The following is an 18,186-nucleotide window of genomic DNA, read 5'->3' on the forward strand; positions in this document are numbered from 1 at the left end:
ATAATTAAAGATGCGTATTTTTAAAACCGTGGTCGGGTTACGTACCTACTTAAAAAAGAAACCTGTTGAGCAATCTTTAAGTTTAGTTCCCACAATGGGAGCTTTACATCCTGGCCACATTAGTCTAATTTGTCGTGCTGTTGCTGAAACTGATATCGTAGTAGTCAGCATTTTTATCAATCCTCTCCAGTTTGGATCCCATGATGATTTAGAACTATATCCTCGACAATGGGATCGGGACTGTCAACTATGTAGAAAATTAGGAGTAAAGGTATTATTTGCACCCACATACCAAGAAATGGGTATGAAGAATAATCTTCAGGAGCATATCACTACGGTAATACCACCTCTATCAATGAGCTCCTCTTTATGCGGAGCCTTTCGCCCTGGACATTTTTCAGGAGTTACTACTATAGTCACAAAGTTATTGATTATGGTAACTCCTGATGTCGCTTTTTTTGGAGAAAAAGATGCTCAACAACTCGCAATCATCAAGAAGTTAGTTAGAGACTTAAATTTACCCGTTACGATCAAAGGTTGCCCTATTGTCAGAGAACCGTCAGGACTTGCTTATAGTTCCCGTAATCAATATTTAAGCCAAGAAGAACGAAAACAAGCTCTAATTTTGTTTAAAGGACTCAAGAAGGGACAAGAGGCTTTTGATGATGGGGAGCATACGGCAAAACGACTACTTTATATTGTTAGGAAAGAATTAGGTTCAAATTCTGGGGTTAACATACAATATGTTTCTCTAGTAGACCCTGATACTTTAGTTGCTCTAGATAGAATTAAAGATGCTGGCTTATTGGCAGTCGCAGCTCATGTTGGCTCAACCCGTTTAATTGATAATATTATTCTTCGAATGCGTCAACCTATTATTGCTATTGATGGACCTGCTGGTGCAGGAAAATCTACCGTTACTCGTCAAGTAGCTAAAGCTTTGAACTTACTTTACCTAGACACAGGAGCCATGTATAGAGCAATTGCTTGGCTAGTGAAACACTCAGAAGTTTCCCTTGATGCTCCTGAGGCAATAGCGGAATTAGTTTCTCAGTCAACCTTAGAATTTATCTCTACAACAGACGGCACACTTCCTCGTATTAAGATTAATGGGGAAGATATCACCGACGCAATTCGTACCCCCGAAGTAACCGCCTTAGTCTCTCATGTTTCTGCACAACGGGTTGTGCGAGATAAACTAGTACGTTATCAGCAACAATTTGGAAAAAAAGGAGGATTAGTTGCAGAAGGACGGGATATTGGAACTAACCTTTTTCCTGATGCTGATCTTAAAATTTTTTTGACAGCGTCAGTGGCTGAACGCGCTAGACGGCGTTGGCAAGAATTTCAAGCTCAAGGACACAATAGAACGACTTTAGAAGAACTTGAGCAAGAGATTAAAAAAAGAGATTATCAAGATAGTCATCGCTCTCTTGCTCCTTTACGTCAAGCTGTTGATGCTATTGTCATTAATACCGAAGGGCTGACGATAGAAGAAGTGACTAATAAAATTATTCATTTTTATCATTATCACATTGTCTCATATTGATTAATTGTCTCTGAGTCATATTTTAGACACAGGTTCTTTTAGCAAATTAGAAGTATTAATTGGAATAGGTTCAAGATCTAAAGCTTCTTTACAGGTAGAAAATTCTGGTAGTATCTCCGTAATAAATGCTTCAGCTGCTTTTGAGCGATAACGAGTTGGGTTGGTGATCACAGATAGAGTTCGCTGGACTTCTATATCTTTAATATGTCCAACATGAAGTTCTTTCATTTCCAATTCTTTTTTAACAGCTGTAATAGAGACAAACGCGACACCCAATCCTGCTTGAACTGCATTTTTTATGGCTTCAATCGAGTTAAGTTCCATTTCGATTTTGAGACGTTTGGTATCGATATCACAGCGAGTTAACACCTTATCTATTACTTTACGAATTGTGGATTGGGAATCCAAACTAATAAAATCAAGACGGTATAAATCTTCTTTGTGAATCGTTTCCACTTTAGTTAAAGGATGGGAAACCGGTAGAATTAATGTCAATTTATCTTTAGCATAAGGACGAACTTTTAAGATGTCTTGGAGTTCAGTTGGAACCTCTCCTCCAATAATCGCTAAGTCTACCTGTCCGTTTGCTACCCCCCAAGAAGTCCGTCTGGTTGAATGGACCTGGAGTTGTACCGAGACATCAGGGTATTTTCGGTGAAACAAACCAATCATTCTAGGCAGAAGATAAGTTCCTATGGTCTGGGACGCCCCTACAGTTAGAGTTCCTCCTTGAATATTTTGTAGATCTTCAAGGACTCGACAAGTCTCTTGGCATAAAGTGATGATTTTTTCACCATAAGATAGCAGAAGATGTCCAGCCTCTGTCAATTGTGCTTTACGTCCACCTCGATCAAATAAAGGAACATTTAGTTGTCTTTCTAAATTTTGAACTTGAAGACTCACCGCAGGTTGAGAAACGTATAATGTATCTGCCGCCCGTTTAAAACTCCCCTCAGAGGCAATAGCTTTGAGAATACGAAGTTGATCTAATGTAAAGGGAATATCTACCATAAGTTTTTTAAAAAAAGGCAAGAAGTTAACCATTAACTTAACTTTGATGACGAGATACGCCTTAACAAAGGACACCTATCTCTACTGAAAACGACAGTAACATACGATGGGGATCAAAATCTTTTAGGATGGTTTTGATAAAGATCTTAAACTTGACTAATTTTTCAAACCAAAAACAGAAAAACTAATGATTTTACCAACCTGGTTAACACCGAGTCATGGAATTATTTTAGGACTACTCTTAGAGTTTGCCATTATCCATAGTGGATTAGTAGCATTGCGACCCTGGGGAGAAAATCAAGTTGGACCGAGATTGTATCGTATTATATTTGCTTTGGCTAGTATTCCCCTAGCGACAATTTTGATTGTCTACTTTTTCAATCATCGTTATGATGGCTTGATTTTATGGCAATTTCAAGGATATAAGGGAAGTAAAGTTATTGTTTGGATATTTAGTGCTATATCTTTTTTATTTCTATATCCAGCTACTTTTAATTTTCTAGAAATTGCGGCGATCACTAAACCGCAATTTCATCTTTATGAAACGGGTATTCTTCGAATTTGTCGCCATCCTCAAATGGTGGGTCAAGTAATTTGGTGTATTGCTCATACCCTATGGCTAGGAACCAGCTTTGCTTTAGTGACATCATTAGGGTTGATTACTTATCACTTATTTGCTGTGTTGCATGGAGACCATCGCTTTGAAAAACTTCATGGAGAAGCTTTTATTAATGTCAAAAAACGTACTTCTATCATACCCTTTTTAGCTATTATTAAAGGTAGCCAAACTCTTAAACTACAGGAGTTTTTTAAACTAGGTTACCTAGGAATTATTATTTTTGTTTGGTTATTATGGTGGGGGCATCCCTGGTTAATACAAACGACTTCTCAAATTAATTGGTGATTATTGATTATTTAAAGCTAATTTTAGAAAATTAGCTTTAAATAATCAATAACAATAAAAATTTAAAAAAAATTCTATATATATATTTTAAAGAATAAACAGAATTTAATTTATAAAACTTAACTTTTTGAAAAATTATATTGGTTAAATAAATTTTTCAAAAAAAGCGATTTATTATTCAGGTATTTTTAGGATATTATAATTCAGATATCTCTTTCTAGAGAAGAGAAGATACCTAGCATAAAATATAATTAAATTTTTATTATTTTACTCGCTAGTAATACCTACTAAAGAGGAAGGACGTATTTTATGAAATTTAATTTTTTACTCATTCATTTTGGTTAAAGTAAATATTTCAATATTAAGAAAAATTTACTGGTTTATACTTATCTCTTCTATTGAAAAATTTGGATAAGCTACTGTAGTTACTACAGTTACCATAGTCTTATGGCTTAGTATAGTTATATCTTAATAAGTCTTAAACTTATTAAGTTAACCACCGATTTAAGATATAGCTTAACAATCAAGCGTGGTAAAAATAATCTTATATTTCAAAATTTTGATGAGAATATTATTTATTTGCATGTTTTAAAAATATTTCTTGTACTTTAATAAATACAATTTAGATAGTTTACTGTAACCAGAAGTAATTTACAATTTAATTGGGATGAAATTGATTTTTTTGGACAAACTTTTAAAAAATTATATAGTTATAATCCCACGCTAAGAGATCTTTATAAATATAAACTACCTAACATAATATTTAATTTTTATTTATTAATTAATTTTGAATAAAAATAAAGTTTTTAAATTATTTATATGTTTATAATTTTATTATAAAATGGTTAGTCTTGATGGCTGCCGATAATTTCTCTTACTCGATAGATAGGACGTTTTTGAGATTCATGATAAGTTCGCATCACTAACTCGGCTAGTAATCCAAAACTCAGCAATTGCACACCAGTTAACACCAATAATACTGCTAAAATTAATAAAGGGCGATGACCAATACTTTGCCCTAATGCTAATTTTATAACGATTAGATAACTCCCTAATATTAAACCTAAAATAGTTGAACCAAATCCAAATAATCCAAAAACATGCATAGGGCGAGTTAAATATCTCTTAATAAAGAAAACTGTTAGTAAATCCATAACAACTCGAAAAGTTCGCCCTAGTCCATATTTACTTTTACCGTAACGACGAGGATGATGGGAAACGGGCATCTCCGTAATTTTTGCTCCTTCAATATAAGCTAAAGCAGGCAAAAATCGATGTAATTCACCGTATAGATTCATATCAGCGACCAACTCTGAACGATAGGCTTTTAAAGAACATCCATAATCATGAAGATTTACTCCTGTTACTTTACCAATAATCCAATTAGCAATCTTAGAAGGAAGCAGACGAGTTAGCGTGTTATCTTGTCTATTTTTTCGCCAACCATTAACCAGATCATAACCTTGACTTAATTTATTAATCAATCTAGGAATATCGATAGGATCATTTTGTAGATCCCCGTCTAAGGTTATGATTATTTTTCCTTTTGCATATTTAAAACCGGCTGCCATAGCTGGTGTTTGTCCATAATTGCGACGAAAAATAATTGCTTTAAAATTTTTAAATCTTAGACTTAATCCTCTTAAGATGTGAGGAGAGTTGTCTTGAGAACCATCATCAATGCAGATGATTTCATAAGTGAGATTACATTCTACTAAGATTACAACAATTCTTTCAATTAACTGTTCAATACTTTCCTCCTCATTAAAAACAGGAATTATAATTGAAATTTCAGGAATCGGAAATTTATCATCAAAAGTTAAAGTCTCGGGTGCAGATACAGGTTTCATCTGGATTGCTTAGGTGAAAATTAATTCAGTTCTAGTAATGAATGAGATAAATATGCCATTCGTTTTACTTCACGACGACCTCTGGCAACCGAGTCCAGAATCATGCCACAAGTTAAGCTCAAGAACGCCAGCAACATCATAGAAGCTGCTAAAATTGCGGTGGGAAATCGAGGAACCAACCCTGTTGTCAAATATTCCCCAAAAATAGGTACCCCTAAAAGAATTGATATTACAGCAAGAATAATAAAAACTACTCCAAAAAACAAAAATGGTCGTGCTTCTTTGAATAGAAGAATAGCCGTCCCTAAAACCCTCCAACCATCCGTAAAAGTTTTCAATTTACTTTCTGAACCTGGTGGTCTGGACCCATACAATGTATATTCTTCAGCAAAAGGAATTTTTAATTCTAAAGCATGTACAGTAAATTCAGTCTCGATTTCAAATCCACTTGATAAGGCTGGAAATGATTTAACAAAACGTCGGGAAAAAACACGATACCCTGATAACATATCCTTGAGTTGAGCACCAAATAGCAACCTTACCACACCCGTTAAAAAAAGATTTCCTCCACGATGGCCTAAACGATAAGCCTCTTTATCTTCAACTGTGGAACGACGTGCCCCCACTATCATGTCAAGATGGTTTGTAATCAGTTGTTCGATGAGTCCCCCAATAGCAGAAACTTCATAGGTATTATCTCCATCGACTAATATATAAATGTCTGCCTCAACATCAGCAAACATCCGTCTAATAACATTCCCTTTACCTGGTTGAGGTTCACAACGAATAATGGCTTCAGCAGCGTGAGCTTGTTCCACAGTATTATCAGTAGACCTATTATCGTAAACATAGATCGCCGCTTCTGGCAATTCTTGACGGAACTGCTTCACTACTTGAGCAATTGTTAATTCTTCATTACGACAGGGAATTAAAACAGCAATTTGGTGACTGGTTAAAGAAAATTTTTGTGGTTGAATGCTGTGATCTAACATAATGTTTATAAGTTATTAACTTATGTGTAAGTATAGTTTCCCTTTTGATTTAAGTTCCATTTTTAAAATTCATATAATCAGAACTACTACTAAATTTTTTATTAAATATTCTTTTAGTTTTGTACAAAAAAGAATATCTAATCTAACAGTTTGTTAACCACACAATCTCTAAGACTTTTTTAAAAAATAAAGCATTAAGTAAGTTCCTAAGCTGAATAGTCAATTTGTTAACTAACGACCTTAACATATTGTTTATTATTTTGCAGTTAACGTCTACGCCGTTTAATCTGATTAGGATAGTTTCTTTGAAGCATTTGTTGATTATTTACTGTCCCTAGTTCCTCACTTACTTGCGTAAAAATGTCCCTACGTAAATAGGGATATTCTCCTAGCCAAAGATTATGTTGTGGGAGATAAACATCTGTAATCTCATCGATTTGACTTAAATCTGACTGTTTTGAGAGGATTATCATTTCTGCTATATCTCCAGGCTTAATGACCTTATAAATTTGTTTAACAGGAGCTTTGATCTTAGATCTAAACTGTTCGTGATCGCCCACTTCGAGATTAATACGCCGTTCTCGGTTCTCAATTAGCACTAATTCTCCACGCTTATTAACGGTTTGTTCTTCTCTAACAATTTCTTCTGTAAGATAAACATCTAATACTTGCCCTTGCCAGAATCCACTGTAGGGAAAGCGACGGTAACTAGTATTGCGTAAATTTGCCCAGTAAATGGGAGCCCATAGCCAATATAGTCCGGCAATAATATCAAAAATAAGTTTAATGGTTATACTGCCCGGGCCTAGTAGTTTTCCAATCAACCAGAAAGCAGTTAAAGCAACCACAGAAATTAATAATCGTCTTAAAACATCCCGCGCTCTCCCCCAACAAGATACATATTGTGCTCCTGTTGCAATAGCTGGAATTATTTTCTTAAGTGCTTGGCGAGTTAAAGGAATTAACATTGAAATTTTGATGGTTGGAAAATTATAAAATTCCTAAATTAATTATTTACCTTGAATTGGTGTTAAAAATTGGATTGCTGTTTAAATAAAGTAGTAAAACTACGAGGAATTTAGTATGTTTATTTAATAATAAAACATAATTGGCTGATTTAGGTTAGTCATCTGTTTTCCTTGAAACATACTGTAGCATAAACCAAAAGTAGTGTGATTAATTACACATCACTCTTTTGAATCTAAATAATATTGTATAAAACTGACTAAATTATCTACATAACTGCTCTTGAGTAAACTCTGATGATTAGTAATTATTTAATATAATAGGACAAAAATAACCTTGAAATTATTAAAAAGATTAATGTAATCAAAAAAAGGGTAATAAATCACAATGTCAACGACTACTTTCGGAATTTTTTATCTCCATAATTATATTATTGCTGCTACTAATATAGTGTTTATTAGTATAGTACTAATAGGAGTTTTTAAATAGACAACAACTGTGAAATAAGATATTTATTGTAATTGCAAGTCTAATATAACTAATAAATAAAGATTTGAGCGTTAGTTATTAGTTATATTACTTTTTTAAAAATTTACTAGATAATTATTAATGTAAAGAGTGAGGAAATAAATTATACGATATGGACATTATTTATAAACTTACCAATAAATATCTACTTATTTAGCACACATATTATACTTTTCAATAGCTACGATTTTCAATCAGAAAATTACTATTTAGACAGATAAATTTATTATATTTATTCTTCTATTGTTTAGTAAAAACTAGAACTTATTGGTATTTAAAATATTTTTTATATAACTACTTTTTAATGTATTGAAATTAATTGTATTTATTGATTTTATTATTGTCTTTTAAATTCAACATGATAAATTAATAGCTAGTAATTTTAAAAATTTTAATTTCGACTATACTTTGCGGTTTCAATAACTTGCTTTCTATATAACTAAATATATTGATATCTTATAATCTTTGCAAAACAACATTTCAAGTAGAAAATAAAGTATCTTAATAAACTGATTAGTTAGTACTTTAAAATTTAACTAAAATACTACCGAATACTATAAATATAGAGGGAAATCTTTTATTAAATATAAAAGAATGTATTTATTTTATTGAATAAATATGCTAGTTAGTATTTTTAACTGCCTCTCACAAATAATTATTGGTGAGTATTAGGACAAGTTTCTAAATCCTCGATTACTGAACCTAAATCATTTAAGCCAATCCAAGATTTAATTTGTTCTATATCAAATCCTACTTGACAAACTTCTCCTACTTGAATAAGAGGACGGCGAATTAATAAAGGATTAGCTATCATCAAATAGAGAGCTGTTCTTTCATCTAAATTTCTTGGAATAATCTCTCCTGATTTTATTTTGGGTGCAGTAGGGTTAAACCATTCTGGGATAGGTCGATTACCAAAAAAAGGGCGTAACTTTTCCAAAGTCCAAGGAATTGTTAACAAATTGTAAACATCTAGAGTATGACCCGCATTTTGGAGAAGCCTCTTTTGTTTTGTATTATTAATACAACCTGGTTTTTCATAGAAAATAACGTTAGCCATTTTTTATCAGTCCATAGAAGTTAAATAGTGATCACGAAGAAGATTAGCAATACTCTTGGGTTGTGGGTTGCTACATTTTTCTTTTCTAGGCATCAGAATCATATTTGGTGCTTTTTTACAGCGTTTCTGACAGCTAGTTTTTTGGATAGTTACAGAGTTTTCTAAACCTAAACGATAGATCGTCTTCTGGAGTTCTTGGTAAAGTTTCTCACTTCCATTTTTAGCACAACCAGACTTATTGCATAAAAGAATCTTCCCTTTTTTTGTACAATCTGATAATCTCTTTTTATAGATTACTTCATGATTTTGGGTTAGACTACCTTCACATTGTATATTACAACTTAATCGATTTACCTGAAATGCTTTGAATTTAAGATTATTACAACTACCTTTAAATTTTCTTTTGCCTAAAACCTGAATCCAATCACCAAGAGATAAATCATTTTCTAGGGAACACCGCAGTTCTTTATCTAGCTTAATATGTAACTCTTTATCATTGAGCATTAATCGCAAAGATTTTAATCTACCATTAGGTTTGTTGATAAATCCAACAAATTGGCCCTCTAATTGAAATGATAAGGATTGGTAGTGTACTGAATTCATGATTTAACCCTCAATATTAGAGAATAAGGAAGTGAGTAATAAAAGAAAATTAGATAGGGGAAACAGAGACAGTCAAAACTCTGTCTCCTACCCTTATATGTTTCAGAATCCTTTCGAGGGATTATCTTTCGTTTTACCTCTCAAAAAGTCACAGTAATTATAGCTTTGTTGCTTCCATAGTCTGGGGTAACTTTGTATCATCAGTCAAAGTGGGAAACTTTAGATCCCAACCATTAGCCAAAGTTAAAACTTTTCCCCCATCTGTAGGAGTTTCGTTTACAACTACTTCCTCTAAGTCTTTTTTAGGAACGTAGACAGATAAACTGCCTGCATCATTGCGACTTAAAATAACTTTCATGAATTGACTCCCAATAATAAAAAATGACAAATCAACACTAATGTAGAAGACATGATTATAACTGTTTGATGGATAGTTATAATCCCCATTTAGTGTATTGGTCAATAGTTACCTATTTCTGCCTTACGACGTTCGAGGGTTTCAGGATCCTCCGCCGATTCTAATTCCTTGCGACGACACCCTACAACAAAGCCACTGTCAATAAAGTGCACTGCATAAATATAATAACTTTGTAGGTAGGTACCAATGCCAACTACATAGCCAACATCTCCCTTTTTAGCTAAAGTTTGGCCGACTTCTTTCCCAGGGAATGTACCATCATTACGAATCATTTTCCGTAAGCGGACTTTTTCCTCCATTTGAAAAACCGGAGGATCATTGAGTTCGATTTCGCCAGGATCATATAATCCCATGAGATATTCTCCTATGAGGTACTAAATTAAGCAATTCATCTACTGTCAAACTTCGTTTCATCTGAACTGACAAACTGCGCACTGCGTCTAAAACAAATTGGGCTTCTTCTCTATTTAAAGTAATGCCGTGTTGTTTTAGCAAGTTAGCAACTAAATGTCGTCCAGAATGCTTACCTACCACTAACTGTCTTTGCCAACCAATTTCCTCTGGGGAAAAGGGCTCATAAGTTTGAGGATTCTTGAGGACTCCATGGGCGTGAATACCTGATTCGTGGGCGAAGGCATTATCTCCCACTACTGCCTTCCAAGGAGGAATTGGATGGCCTGAGGCAGCAATCACTAGCTGAGATAATTCTCGCAAATGACAGGTATTAACATTTACATCCACTTTATAAAGATGCTTAAGAGCCATGACTATCTCTTCCAAAGCTGCGTTTCCTGCCCGTTCTCCCAACCCATTAACGGTAGTATTAACGGAAGTAGCTCCCGCTTGGAGGCCAGCCAAAGCATTGGCCGTAGCCAAGCCAAAATCATTATGGGTATGTATCTCAACGGGAATTGATAACTTTTTTACCAAATCCCCAATTTTTTTGGCGGTGGTGAGGGGATTGAGAATACCTACCGTATCACAAAACCGAAAACGAGATGCGCCCCATTCCTCCGCAGCACAGGCGATTTCTAGCAAAAACTCTTCTGAAGCCCTAGAAGAATCTTCTGCTCCTATAGAGACAAACAGACCGTTATCTACTGCGAATTTAAGGGTGTTTTCTAGATGGGTAAAAACCAAAGAGCGGTTCCCATTGAACTTAGCTTGAATTTGTACCTCAGATACGGGAATAGAGATATGGACTCGTTTTAGTCCGCAGGCAATGGAAGCTTCTACGTCAGAGCGGATTGCTCTATTCCAACCTAGTAAGTCAGCCTTTAATCCCAACTTGGTGATTGCGGCAATGGCTTCTGCTTCACTTCCCCCCATAGCAGGAACCCCTATTTCCAATTCAGAGATACCCATAGCATCCATTAAACTAGCTATAGATATTTTTTCTTCAGGCGTGAAAACGATACCAGCTGCCTGTTCCCCATCTCTGAGAGTGGTATCGTTGATATAAGTTTTGTCCATGGCTTAACGTCTCGACAACTACAGGTAAGAACTTACTAAGATTCAGAGCTTGCTAAGATGATATTCAGGGAAACTGAAATTGAATCTGAGCATCAAGCCAATCCCAAATTCGTTGGAGTTGTCCTCTAGAAATTAATCCATATTGCCATAGCAACATAGGAATAGGATCTCCTGGTTGTCGACGATTATTTAAGGCAACCGCTAGGTCATCGGAGGAAAGAGACAGTTCTTGTTGTAAAAATTGAGTGAATTCGTTAGAGATTGAATGGTCTTCCATGACAGCACTAAAAAATTAATTATTCCGCAATCAGCTGGTAGTACTAGGTCTCAACGAGTTAAGGACAAAAAAACAGGGCACTAAAGACAATGAGGTTGAGAATATTTTTCTCAACTATTGTAGAATTGAGTTGAGAGAATATCAGCCGCTTCCCAGCAACGACTAAGCCAGTCGACTAGCTCCTGGCGAGAGGCGCTTACTTGGTAGACGGTACTGTGCAAAAGAATTGCATCAATGCCGTGTTCGATCTCCACCCACAAAGACCCGTCATCGGGGCACCAACAGGGAATCATCAGTTCCTCAAGACGGCGATAGAGTAACCAGCGTTCACATCGAGAAATCTTCTCAACTTGGCTGATTAACGCATCGGGACGAGACGATCTAATCATAATACTAAGGTAGAGTTAGGATAGGTTTTGTATCTTTTGTTCCAATTGCTCAATTCGGTCCAATAAGGTCCGAATAACTTGTGCTTCAACGTCAGGTAACTTGCCGTGTTCTAGGGGGCAGCCATGTCCACTGCGAGAAACAATTCGACCAGGCACACCGACCACGGTGCAGTCACTGGGTACATCTCTTAGAACAATTGAACCAGCTCCAATACGAACGTGATCGCCAATAGCAAGATTTCCTAAAACTTTAGCTCCCGCTCCCATTACCACGTTATTACCAAGGGTAGGGTGTCGTTTACCGAATTCTTTCCCCGTACCACCGAGGGTAACGTTTTGATAAATTAAACAATAGTCACCAATAATAGCAGTTTCTCCGATAACTACTCCCATACCGTGATCTATAAAGATCCCTTGTCCTAGAGTAGCACCTGGATGGATTTCAATACCTGTAAAAAATCTACCTAAATGGGAAAGAAAGCGTGGCAAAAAAGGTACTTCATAATGCCACAACCAATGAGAAATACGGTGCAATACCAGAGCGTGTAACCCTGGATAACAACACATCACTTCCAACCAATTGCGGGCGGCCGGATCACGAGAAAAAATAACTTGAAAGTCCTCCCAAAGAGTTTTTAATGGCAGTCGAGTTGGATGGGAAGGAGCTGACAAAGTCATAGTCAAGACGTTAGGGGGATTGTCTCGACTCTCAGAACGGACGTTTCTAAGTGGTATGGATCCAAACATTGAATTCCGTGATTCTATATAGACCTAGTTGTTATGCTTATACCAAGTTACCTCGAACAGTTCAAGACAATTAGTGCAAGTCAGATTTATCATTACTAATCATTTATGTACTCAGATCTATAATAAGTTTATATATTCATGGTTTAAAGCTTTAAAAAAAATTTTTTGGGTATAGGGTATGAGTATTTTAGGTGCATGGCTTATGTATTTATAGGTAGAGGTAAAGGCATTTGTGTACTCAGCACAAACATCAATCATAGTAACGATTTAGACCCTATAATAGGAAAAATTAAAGGCGTAATCTAAAGAACTCAAGAAATAAGCATCATTTAACAGTTAAATCCCTTATTGCACAAGGCATTTAGAGATTTTAATAGGCAATGCTTTAGGTGTTCATAAGTTAAACTCAGCTTTATCTTAAAAAAAGTGTTACGTTAGATACAGAATTGAATTCCGTGACAGCACTGGAGGAGCTTCGGAACGCTTACTCCGGTTTTTTATGGCTGAAAAACGAAAGGAAACCCACAAGAGGCATGAATAAAATAGGAGTATAGGAAAGAAAAGCAAAATAAAGAAAACATATTGATGAAAAATTATATTATTACCAATGAACCTATTGTTTGTTGTGCTCAGTGGGAGGGGTTTGAGTGCAAAATACTAATGGGAACCACAAGGAGTCTAGCTACCATAAAAGTGTTTAAAACCCTTCCTGGTGGGGATTTTGCTTTGAGTGCATAAATACATGTATCCCTCGAAAAAAATACTTAGTCCTAGACTTAAAAATACTAGCTCCCACACCCCTAAAAAAAAATAATATGCATCTATGCGGTACGAGGAGGTCGTTTCAGTATTTGAGTACATTCTAATTAATTTGACTAATCCCAACTCAACCGTTTACACCAAAAGCTACAAAATAGGATGGTATAACTTGTACAGAAGCCAAGGACGAAAGTTCAAGTTCATCGTCATTGTTTTTATCCCCTTGTTGTGATCAGTCCCGACAAGTCGCCGAATCATCAAATGCTCTTAGAAATACTCTTAGATGCTCTTAAGTCATTTCTTAGCCACCTCTTACCCCACGGAATTCAATGTTACAATCAACTGGTCTAACCAACCCTGACTCATCAGCAGCAAAGACGACTGCTCCATCTACTTCAAAAACTTCAGGACCATGTGGCTGCAATTCTTCTGCCCCCCAATCCGTCCCCCAAAATATTCAGGAACGGATTGCTAAACATCCTTGCTATAGTGAGGATGCACACCATCACTATGCCAGGTTACATGTAGCAGTTGCCCCTGCTTGCAATATTCAATGTAACTACTGTAACCGCAAATATGATTGTGCAAACGAAAGTCGCCCCGGAGTGGTTAGTGAAGTTCTAACTCCCGAAGAAGCTGCTCATAAGGCCTTGGTCATTGCTGGAAAAATTCCCCAGATGACCGTATTGGGTATTGCAGGTCCTGGTGATCCTTTAGCAAATCCCAAACAAACTTTTCGTACTTTTGAATTAGTAGCGGAGCAAGCTCCCGACATCAAGTTATGTCTATCGAGCAACGGGCTGATGCTGCCGGAGTACATTGATAAAATCAAAGAACTAAAGATCGATCATGTTACCTTAACCATTAATATGGTTGATCCTAAGATTGGGGAAAAAATATATCCTTGGGTACGTTACAATCGCAAGCGTTACAAGGGAATTGAAGGTGTCAGAATTCTATATGAAAAACAAATGGAATCTCTCGATGCCCTTAGGGAGGCAGACATCCTTTGTAAAGTTAATTCAGTTATGATACCTGGGATTAACGATAAACATCTAGCAGAAGTTAACGAGGTTATTCGTTCTAAGGGTGCATTTCTACACAATATTATGCCTTTAATCAGCGCTCCTGAACATGGAACTCACTTTGGGTTAACTGGGCAACGAGGTCCTAGTCCTAAAGAACTTAAAATGGTTCAGGATAATTGTTCTGGCAATATGAAAATGATGCGTCATTGTCGTCAATGTCGAGCAGATGCAGTAGGGCTGTTGGGAGAAGACCGTTCTCAAGAATTCACAAAGGACAAGTTCCTTGAGATGACGCCTGAATATGATCTAGCGACCCGTCAAGAAGTTCACAAGGATATTGAAAAATTTACAGCTGAGGTAAAAGCTGCTAAGGCTGCCAAAGCGGCTGAAGTAGTCAAAAAAGGTCCTAAGATTCTTGTTGCAGTAGCAACGAAAGGAAATCGATTAGTTAACCAACACTTCGGTCACGCTAAGGAATTTCAAATATTTGAGGTTGATGGTGTAGACGTCAACTTCGTAGCCCATCGTAAAGTTGATCATTATTGTCAAACTGGATACGGTGAGAAAGCGACTCTTGAGCACATCATCAAAACAATTGCTGATTGCAAAGGAGTACTCGCTGCTAAGATCGGTCTTTGCCCTCAAGAAGAATTACGTAAAGCTGGGTTAGAACCCTTTGAAGCCTACGATGTTATCGACAAAGTAGCCCTAGATTTCTATGAGCAGTTCACAAATGAATCAATAGGAATATGATAGATGATGAATTCTATGATCACCTCTTCTGTGCAAGATTCCACCGTTTCTTCGATAGACGATAACGTTCAAAGTACCTGTTATAGTTGCGTCGATGACCATAGAATTCCACCCTGTGCAGGATTTTCTCAAGATTATAGCTGTTTACCTAACATGGGTAGCAACTGACAGAACTAAACTAAACGAGGGTAGTGTCATGAGTTATACCATAACGTCTGAATGTATTGCCTGTGATCGTTGTCGCGTTGGGTGTCCTACCAATGCTATCTCTTTTGATAATGGTGTTTTGCTCATTGACTCTACCGCTTGTAACCACTGTCATGGCTATTATGGAACCCCACAGTGTGCTGCCGTATGCCCTACTAATACAGGCTGTTTGCCCAGTGAGTCCTATGGTTTTGTAGCCTCGAATCGATCACAAACTGATTATGCTGATTATTGGGAGAGTTGGTTTAATCGTTATCACACCTTATTAAAACGGCTTAAGACCAGACAGAGTCAACTTTATTGGAAAGGTTGGTTTGACGCTTACTCAAAAGAAATGGTTTCCTTGTTATCTCAGAGCACGATCAGAATCTGACTCTAGTTCCAATATTTATGCTTCTGCCACGGAATTTATTTATGGGTACCTTGTAATGAAAGACTGTGTATATCTAGACAATAACGCTACTACACAAGTTGACGAGGAAGTTCTTGCAGCTATGCTGCCCTATTTGACTCTATATTATGGTAATCCCTCTAGCATGCACACCTTTGGTGGGCAAGTAGGACTTGCTGTAAAAACTGGTAGAGAGCAAGTGGCTTCCTTATTGAGAGCGGACCCTTCTGAGATTATCTTTACCAGTTGTGGAACTGAAGGAGATAACGCTGCTATTCGCGCTGCTCTTCTAGCTCAGCCCAACAAACGTCATATCATAACAAGTAAAGTCGAACATCCGGCAGTACTTAATCTCTGCAAGAATTTAGAACGTCAAAACTATACTGTCACTTATTTGTCAGTTGATAACCAGGGGCAGTTAGATTTTTCAGAGTATAAGGCATCTCTGACCGAAAATACAGCATTGGTCACTCTGATGTATGCCAACAACGAAACCGGTGTTATTTTTCCCATAGAACAGGTTGGGCAACTGGCTAAGGAGTATGGAGCAATATTTCATGTTGACGCAGTGCAGGTAGTGGGAAAAATCCCCCTCAACATGCAAGAAAGCACTATTGATATGTTGACATTATCCGGTCATAAAATTCATGCTCCTAAAGGAATTGGAGCCTTGTACGTGCGTCGAGGTACAAGGTTTCGTCCTCTGCTGATTGGTGGGCATCAAGAAAGAGGTCGTCGTGGAGGAACTGAAAACGTTCCTGGTATTGTCGCCCTAGGAAAAGCAGCTGAGTTGGCTGAGTCTTGTTTGATTATGGGAACTGGGGAAAAAGAATTACGAGATTATCTGGAACAAGCCATATTGACAACTATTCCTGATACTGTGCTTAATGGTCATGCCGTGCAAAGACTTCCTAACACTTCAAATATCGGCTTTAAATTCGTCGAAGGGGAAGCTATTCTTTTATCTATGAATCAACATGGAATTTGCGCCTCTTCTGGTTCTGCTTGTACTTCTGGATCTTTAGAACCTTCTCATGTATTACAGGCAATGGGACTCCCTTATACCGTGCTTCATGGATCTATTCGCTTTAGTCTGTCCCGCTTTACTACTCAGGATCAAATCCTGAAAGTACTTGAAGTACTTCCAGGAGTTATTGATCGCCTTCGTGCCCTGTCTCCGTTCACTAGCGATGATGCTGGTTGGCTTGTCGAGCGAAAACAGACAGTTTTAGCTAAATATTAAAGAATAACTATTAGCTCATCATCAATACTAAATCAATACTAAGAGTAGGAAAAGACAATGTGGGATTACACAGACAAGGTAATGGAACTCTTCTATAACCCTCGGAACCAAGGGACAATTACGGAAAAAGAAGTAGGAGAGTCCATTACAACTGGAGAAGTGGGGAGTATTGCTTGTGGTGATGCGCTGAGATTGCATCTTAAAATTAATGAAAGTACTCAGATCATTTTAGATGCACGGTTTCAGACTTTTGGTTGCGCATCGGCAATTGCTTCTTCTTCTGCATTAACAGAATTATTGGTAGGCAAGACTCTCGATGAAGCTCTTGGACTAACTAATAAGGAAATTTCTGAATTCCTAGGTGGACTACCTGAAGAGAAAATGCACTGTTCTGTTATGGGACAAGAAGCATTAGAGGCGGCTATATCTAACTATAGAGGGATTCCTTTAGATAATCACAAAGACGACGAAGGATCTTTAGTTTGCCGTTGTTTTGGAGTAACCGATGCTAAGGTCCGTCGCATTATTCTCGAGAATGGTCTAACTACTACTGAACAAATCACTAATTATATCAAAGCAGGTGGCGGTTGTGGTGCCTGTCTGCCCGATATCGATGATATTCTGGCTGAGATTGTAGAAGAAGAAACTATAGCAGTAGAAGCAGCAACAGAAATCGCTATCTCAAAAAGAATTGTTCCTACCACACCTTTAACAAATATACAAAAAATCACCCTTATTCAACAGGTTCTTGAAGAAGAAGTTAAGCTGGACCTAGTAAAGGATGGAGGGGATGTAGACTTATTTGATGTAGAAGGAGAATTAGTTAAAGTCACTCTTAAAGGAGCCTGTAGTTCCTGTCCAAGCAGTGCTGCTACGTTAAAAAATGTAATTGAGTCCAGATTACGTGATCGTGTTTCTCCGGAACTAATCGTCATTTCTGTATAACAAATTAGCACATCGAACAAACTATCAACAATTCACTTACAACTACCTAAAGCCCATGTTAATAACTAAAAAAGGTCGAGAGCGATCTCCACC

20 protein-coding genes are annotated in these 18,186 nt (G+C 36.7%); 8 read left to right on the plus strand and 12 right to left on the minus strand.

Translation table 11 applies throughout. The features are described 5' to 3' along the window. Positions 1–10 precede the first annotated feature (10 nt). Positions 11–1,549, plus strand: a complete 1,539-nt coding sequence (locus OXU93_RS00925; protein ID WP_267383964.1) for a bifunctional pantoate--beta-alanine ligase/(d)CMP kinase — start codon at positions 11–13, stop codon at positions 1,547–1,549. A gap of 15 nt (positions 1,550–1,564) precedes the next feature. On the opposite strand, the gene OXU93_RS00930 is transcribed toward OXU93_RS00925, so the two are convergent. Next, positions 1,565–2,560 (minus strand): LysR family transcriptional regulator, encoded by a 996-nt coding sequence (locus OXU93_RS00930; RefSeq protein WP_267383965.1) that lies wholly within the window; start codon positions 2,558–2,560, stop codon positions 1,565–1,567. 187 nt (positions 2,561–2,747) lie between these two features. Between OXU93_RS00930 and OXU93_RS00935 the strand changes: the two genes are divergently transcribed. Continuing rightward, positions 2,748–3,464: an NnrU family protein gene (locus OXU93_RS00935; protein WP_267383966.1), complete on the plus strand. Its 717-nt coding sequence runs from the start codon at positions 2,748–2,750 to the stop codon at positions 3,462–3,464. Positions 3,465–4,309: 845 nt separating this feature from the next. Here OXU93_RS00935 and OXU93_RS00940 read toward each other — a convergent pair. The 11 genes from OXU93_RS00940 to cysE all read right to left on the minus strand — a co-directional run bounded on the left by OXU93_RS00940 (position 4,310) and on the right by cysE (position 12,698). Beyond that, complete coding sequence (locus tag OXU93_RS00940; protein WP_267383967.1) at positions 4,310–5,314, minus strand: glycosyltransferase family 2 protein; 1,005 nt, start codon at positions 5,312–5,314, stop codon at positions 4,310–4,312. A gap of 20 nt (positions 5,315–5,334) precedes the next feature. Continuing rightward, the gene (locus tag OXU93_RS00945) at positions 5,335–6,306 is read right to left on the minus strand and encodes a glycosyltransferase family 2 protein (RefSeq protein WP_267383968.1); all 972 of its coding nucleotides are present in this window, start codon (positions 6,304–6,306) and stop codon (positions 5,335–5,337) included. A 266-nt stretch (positions 6,307–6,572) separates the two neighbouring features. Next, entirely contained in the window at positions 6,573–7,274 is a 702-nt protein-coding gene (locus OXU93_RS00950) for a phosphate ABC transporter permease (RefSeq protein ID WP_267383969.1), read from the minus strand. Between the two features lie 1,181 nt (positions 7,275–8,455). Then, entirely contained in the window at positions 8,456–8,860 is a 405-nt protein-coding gene (locus tag OXU93_RS00955) for an ArsC/Spx/MgsR family protein (RefSeq protein ID WP_267383970.1), read from the minus strand. A gap of 6 nt (positions 8,861–8,866) precedes the next feature. After that, positions 8,867–9,463 carry a (2Fe-2S) ferredoxin domain-containing protein gene (locus OXU93_RS00960; protein ID WP_267383971.1) on the minus strand — a complete coding sequence of 199 codons (597 nt, stop codon included), beginning with the start codon at positions 9,461–9,463 and terminating at the stop codon, positions 8,867–8,869. A gap of 157 nt (positions 9,464–9,620) precedes the next feature. Beyond that, positions 9,621–9,821 (minus strand): putative nitrogen fixation protein NifT, encoded by a 201-nt coding sequence (nifT, locus tag OXU93_RS00965; RefSeq protein WP_267383972.1) that lies wholly within the window; start codon positions 9,819–9,821, stop codon positions 9,621–9,623. A gap of 101 nt (positions 9,822–9,922) precedes the next feature. After that, complete coding sequence (locus OXU93_RS00970) at positions 9,923–10,234, minus strand: nitrogen fixation protein NifZ (RefSeq protein WP_267383973.1); 312 nt, start codon at positions 10,232–10,234, stop codon at positions 9,923–9,925. Next, positions 10,221–11,354 (minus strand): homocitrate synthase, encoded by a 1,134-nt coding sequence (gene nifV / locus OXU93_RS00975; protein WP_267383974.1) that lies wholly within the window; start codon positions 11,352–11,354, stop codon positions 10,221–10,223. The genes OXU93_RS00970 and nifV overlap by 14 nt, the downstream gene beginning before the upstream one ends. A 64-nt stretch (positions 11,355–11,418) precedes the next feature. After that, entirely contained in the window at positions 11,419–11,631 is a 213-nt protein-coding gene (locus OXU93_RS00980) for a DUF2949 domain-containing protein (protein WP_267383975.1), read from the minus strand. Between the two features lie 110 nt (positions 11,632–11,741). After that, a complete protein-coding gene (locus tag OXU93_RS00985; RefSeq protein WP_267383976.1) occupies positions 11,742–12,020 on the minus strand; it encodes an Asr1405/Asl0597 family protein in 279 nt (92 codons plus the stop codon). 15 nt (positions 12,021–12,035) lie between these two features. Further along, a complete protein-coding gene (cysE, locus tag OXU93_RS00990; RefSeq protein ID WP_267384724.1) occupies positions 12,036–12,698 on the minus strand; it encodes a serine O-acetyltransferase in 663 nt (220 codons plus the stop codon). A 654-nt stretch (positions 12,699–13,352) separates the two neighbouring features. On the opposite strand from cysE, the gene OXU93_RS00995 reads away from it, so the two are divergent. The 6 genes from OXU93_RS00995 to nifU all read left to right on the plus strand — a co-directional run bounded on the left by OXU93_RS00995 (position 13,353) and on the right by nifU (position 18,093). Further along, positions 13,353–13,505: a hypothetical protein gene (locus tag OXU93_RS00995; RefSeq protein ID WP_267383977.1), complete on the plus strand. Its 153-nt coding sequence runs from the start codon at positions 13,353–13,355 to the stop codon at positions 13,503–13,505. 350 nt (positions 13,506–13,855) lie between these two features. Continuing rightward, positions 13,856–15,307 (plus strand): nitrogenase cofactor biosynthesis protein NifB, encoded by a 1,452-nt coding sequence (gene nifB / locus OXU93_RS01000; protein ID WP_267383978.1) that lies wholly within the window; start codon positions 13,856–13,858, stop codon positions 15,305–15,307. 3 nt (positions 15,308–15,310) lie between these two features. Next, on the plus strand, positions 15,311–15,475 hold the full coding sequence (locus OXU93_RS01005) for a hypothetical protein (protein ID WP_267383979.1): 165 nt from the start codon (positions 15,311–15,313) through the stop codon (positions 15,473–15,475). 28 nt (positions 15,476–15,503) lie between these two features. Next, positions 15,504–15,887, plus strand: a complete 384-nt coding sequence (locus OXU93_RS01010) for a 4Fe-4S dicluster domain-containing protein (RefSeq protein WP_267383980.1) — start codon at positions 15,504–15,506, stop codon at positions 15,885–15,887. 55 nt (positions 15,888–15,942) lie between these two features. After that, on the plus strand, positions 15,943–17,148 hold the full coding sequence (nifS, locus tag OXU93_RS01015; RefSeq protein ID WP_267384725.1) for a cysteine desulfurase NifS: 1,206 nt from the start codon (positions 15,943–15,945) through the stop codon (positions 17,146–17,148). A gap of 57 nt (positions 17,149–17,205) precedes the next feature. Further along, entirely contained in the window at positions 17,206–18,093 is an 888-nt protein-coding gene (gene nifU / locus OXU93_RS01020; RefSeq protein ID WP_267383981.1) for a Fe-S cluster assembly protein NifU, read from the plus strand. Positions 18,094–18,186 lie beyond the last annotated feature (93 nt).

Source organism: Cyanobacterium sp. uoEpiScrs1 (assembly GCF_947331815.1).
Taxonomy (GTDB): domain Bacteria; phylum Cyanobacteriota; class Cyanobacteriia; order Cyanobacteriales; family Microcystaceae; genus Rippkaea.

What these genes read in the sequence shown, in the direction of transcription:
- OXU93_RS00980 (WP_267383975.1), bottom strand. Translation starts at nt 11,631, where the DNA reads ATGGAAGACCATTCAATCTCTAACGAATTCACTCAATTTTTACAACAA.
- OXU93_RS00960 (WP_267383971.1), bottom strand. Translation starts at nt 9,463, where the DNA reads ATGAATTCAGTACACTACCAATCCTTATCATTTCAATTAGAGGGCCAA.
- OXU93_RS01005 (WP_267383979.1), top strand. Translation starts at nt 15,311, where the DNA reads ATGATGAATTCTATGATCACCTCTTCTGTGCAAGATTCCACCGTTTCT.
- cysE (WP_267384724.1), bottom strand. Translation starts at nt 12,698, where the DNA reads ATGACTTTGTCAGCTCCTTCCCATCCAACTCGACTGCCATTAAAAACT.
- OXU93_RS00940 (WP_267383967.1), bottom strand. Translation starts at nt 5,314, where the DNA reads ATGAAACCTGTATCTGCACCCGAGACTTTAACTTTTGATGATAAATTT.
- OXU93_RS00970 (WP_267383973.1), bottom strand. Translation starts at nt 10,234, where the DNA reads ATGGGATTATATGATCCTGGCGAAATCGAACTCAATGATCCTCCGGTT.
- OXU93_RS01010 (WP_267383980.1), top strand. Translation starts at nt 15,504, where the DNA reads ATGAGTTATACCATAACGTCTGAATGTATTGCCTGTGATCGTTGTCGC.
- OXU93_RS00925 (WP_267383964.1), top strand. Translation starts at nt 11, where the DNA reads ATGCGTATTTTTAAAACCGTGGTCGGGTTACGTACCTACTTAAAAAAG.
- nifU (WP_267383981.1), top strand. Translation starts at nt 17,206, where the DNA reads ATGTGGGATTACACAGACAAGGTAATGGAACTCTTCTATAACCCTCGG.
- OXU93_RS00955 (WP_267383970.1), bottom strand. Translation starts at nt 8,860, where the DNA reads ATGGCTAACGTTATTTTCTATGAAAAACCAGGTTGTATTAATAATACA.
- nifS (WP_267384725.1), top strand. Translation starts at nt 15,943, where the DNA reads ATGAAAGACTGTGTATATCTAGACAATAACGCTACTACACAAGTTGAC.
- OXU93_RS00950 (WP_267383969.1), bottom strand. Translation starts at nt 7,274, where the DNA reads ATGTTAATTCCTTTAACTCGCCAAGCACTTAAGAAAATAATTCCAGCT.
- OXU93_RS00995 (WP_267383977.1), top strand. Translation starts at nt 13,353, where the DNA reads ATGAAAAATTATATTATTACCAATGAACCTATTGTTTGTTGTGCTCAG.
- OXU93_RS00930 (WP_267383965.1), bottom strand. Translation starts at nt 2,560, where the DNA reads ATGGTAGATATTCCCTTTACATTAGATCAACTTCGTATTCTCAAAGCT.
- OXU93_RS00945 (WP_267383968.1), bottom strand. Translation starts at nt 6,306, where the DNA reads ATGTTAGATCACAGCATTCAACCACAAAAATTTTCTTTAACCAGTCAC.
- nifV (WP_267383974.1), bottom strand. Translation starts at nt 11,354, where the DNA reads ATGGACAAAACTTATATCAACGATACCACTCTCAGAGATGGGGAACAG.
- nifT (WP_267383972.1), bottom strand. Translation starts at nt 9,821, where the DNA reads ATGAAAGTTATTTTAAGTCGCAATGATGCAGGCAGTTTATCTGTCTAC.
- OXU93_RS00935 (WP_267383966.1), top strand. Translation starts at nt 2,748, where the DNA reads ATGATTTTACCAACCTGGTTAACACCGAGTCATGGAATTATTTTAGGA.
- nifB (WP_267383978.1), top strand. Translation starts at nt 13,856, where the DNA reads ATGTTACAATCAACTGGTCTAACCAACCCTGACTCATCAGCAGCAAAG.
- OXU93_RS00985 (WP_267383976.1), bottom strand. Translation starts at nt 12,020, where the DNA reads ATGATTAGATCGTCTCGTCCCGATGCGTTAATCAGCCAAGTTGAGAAG.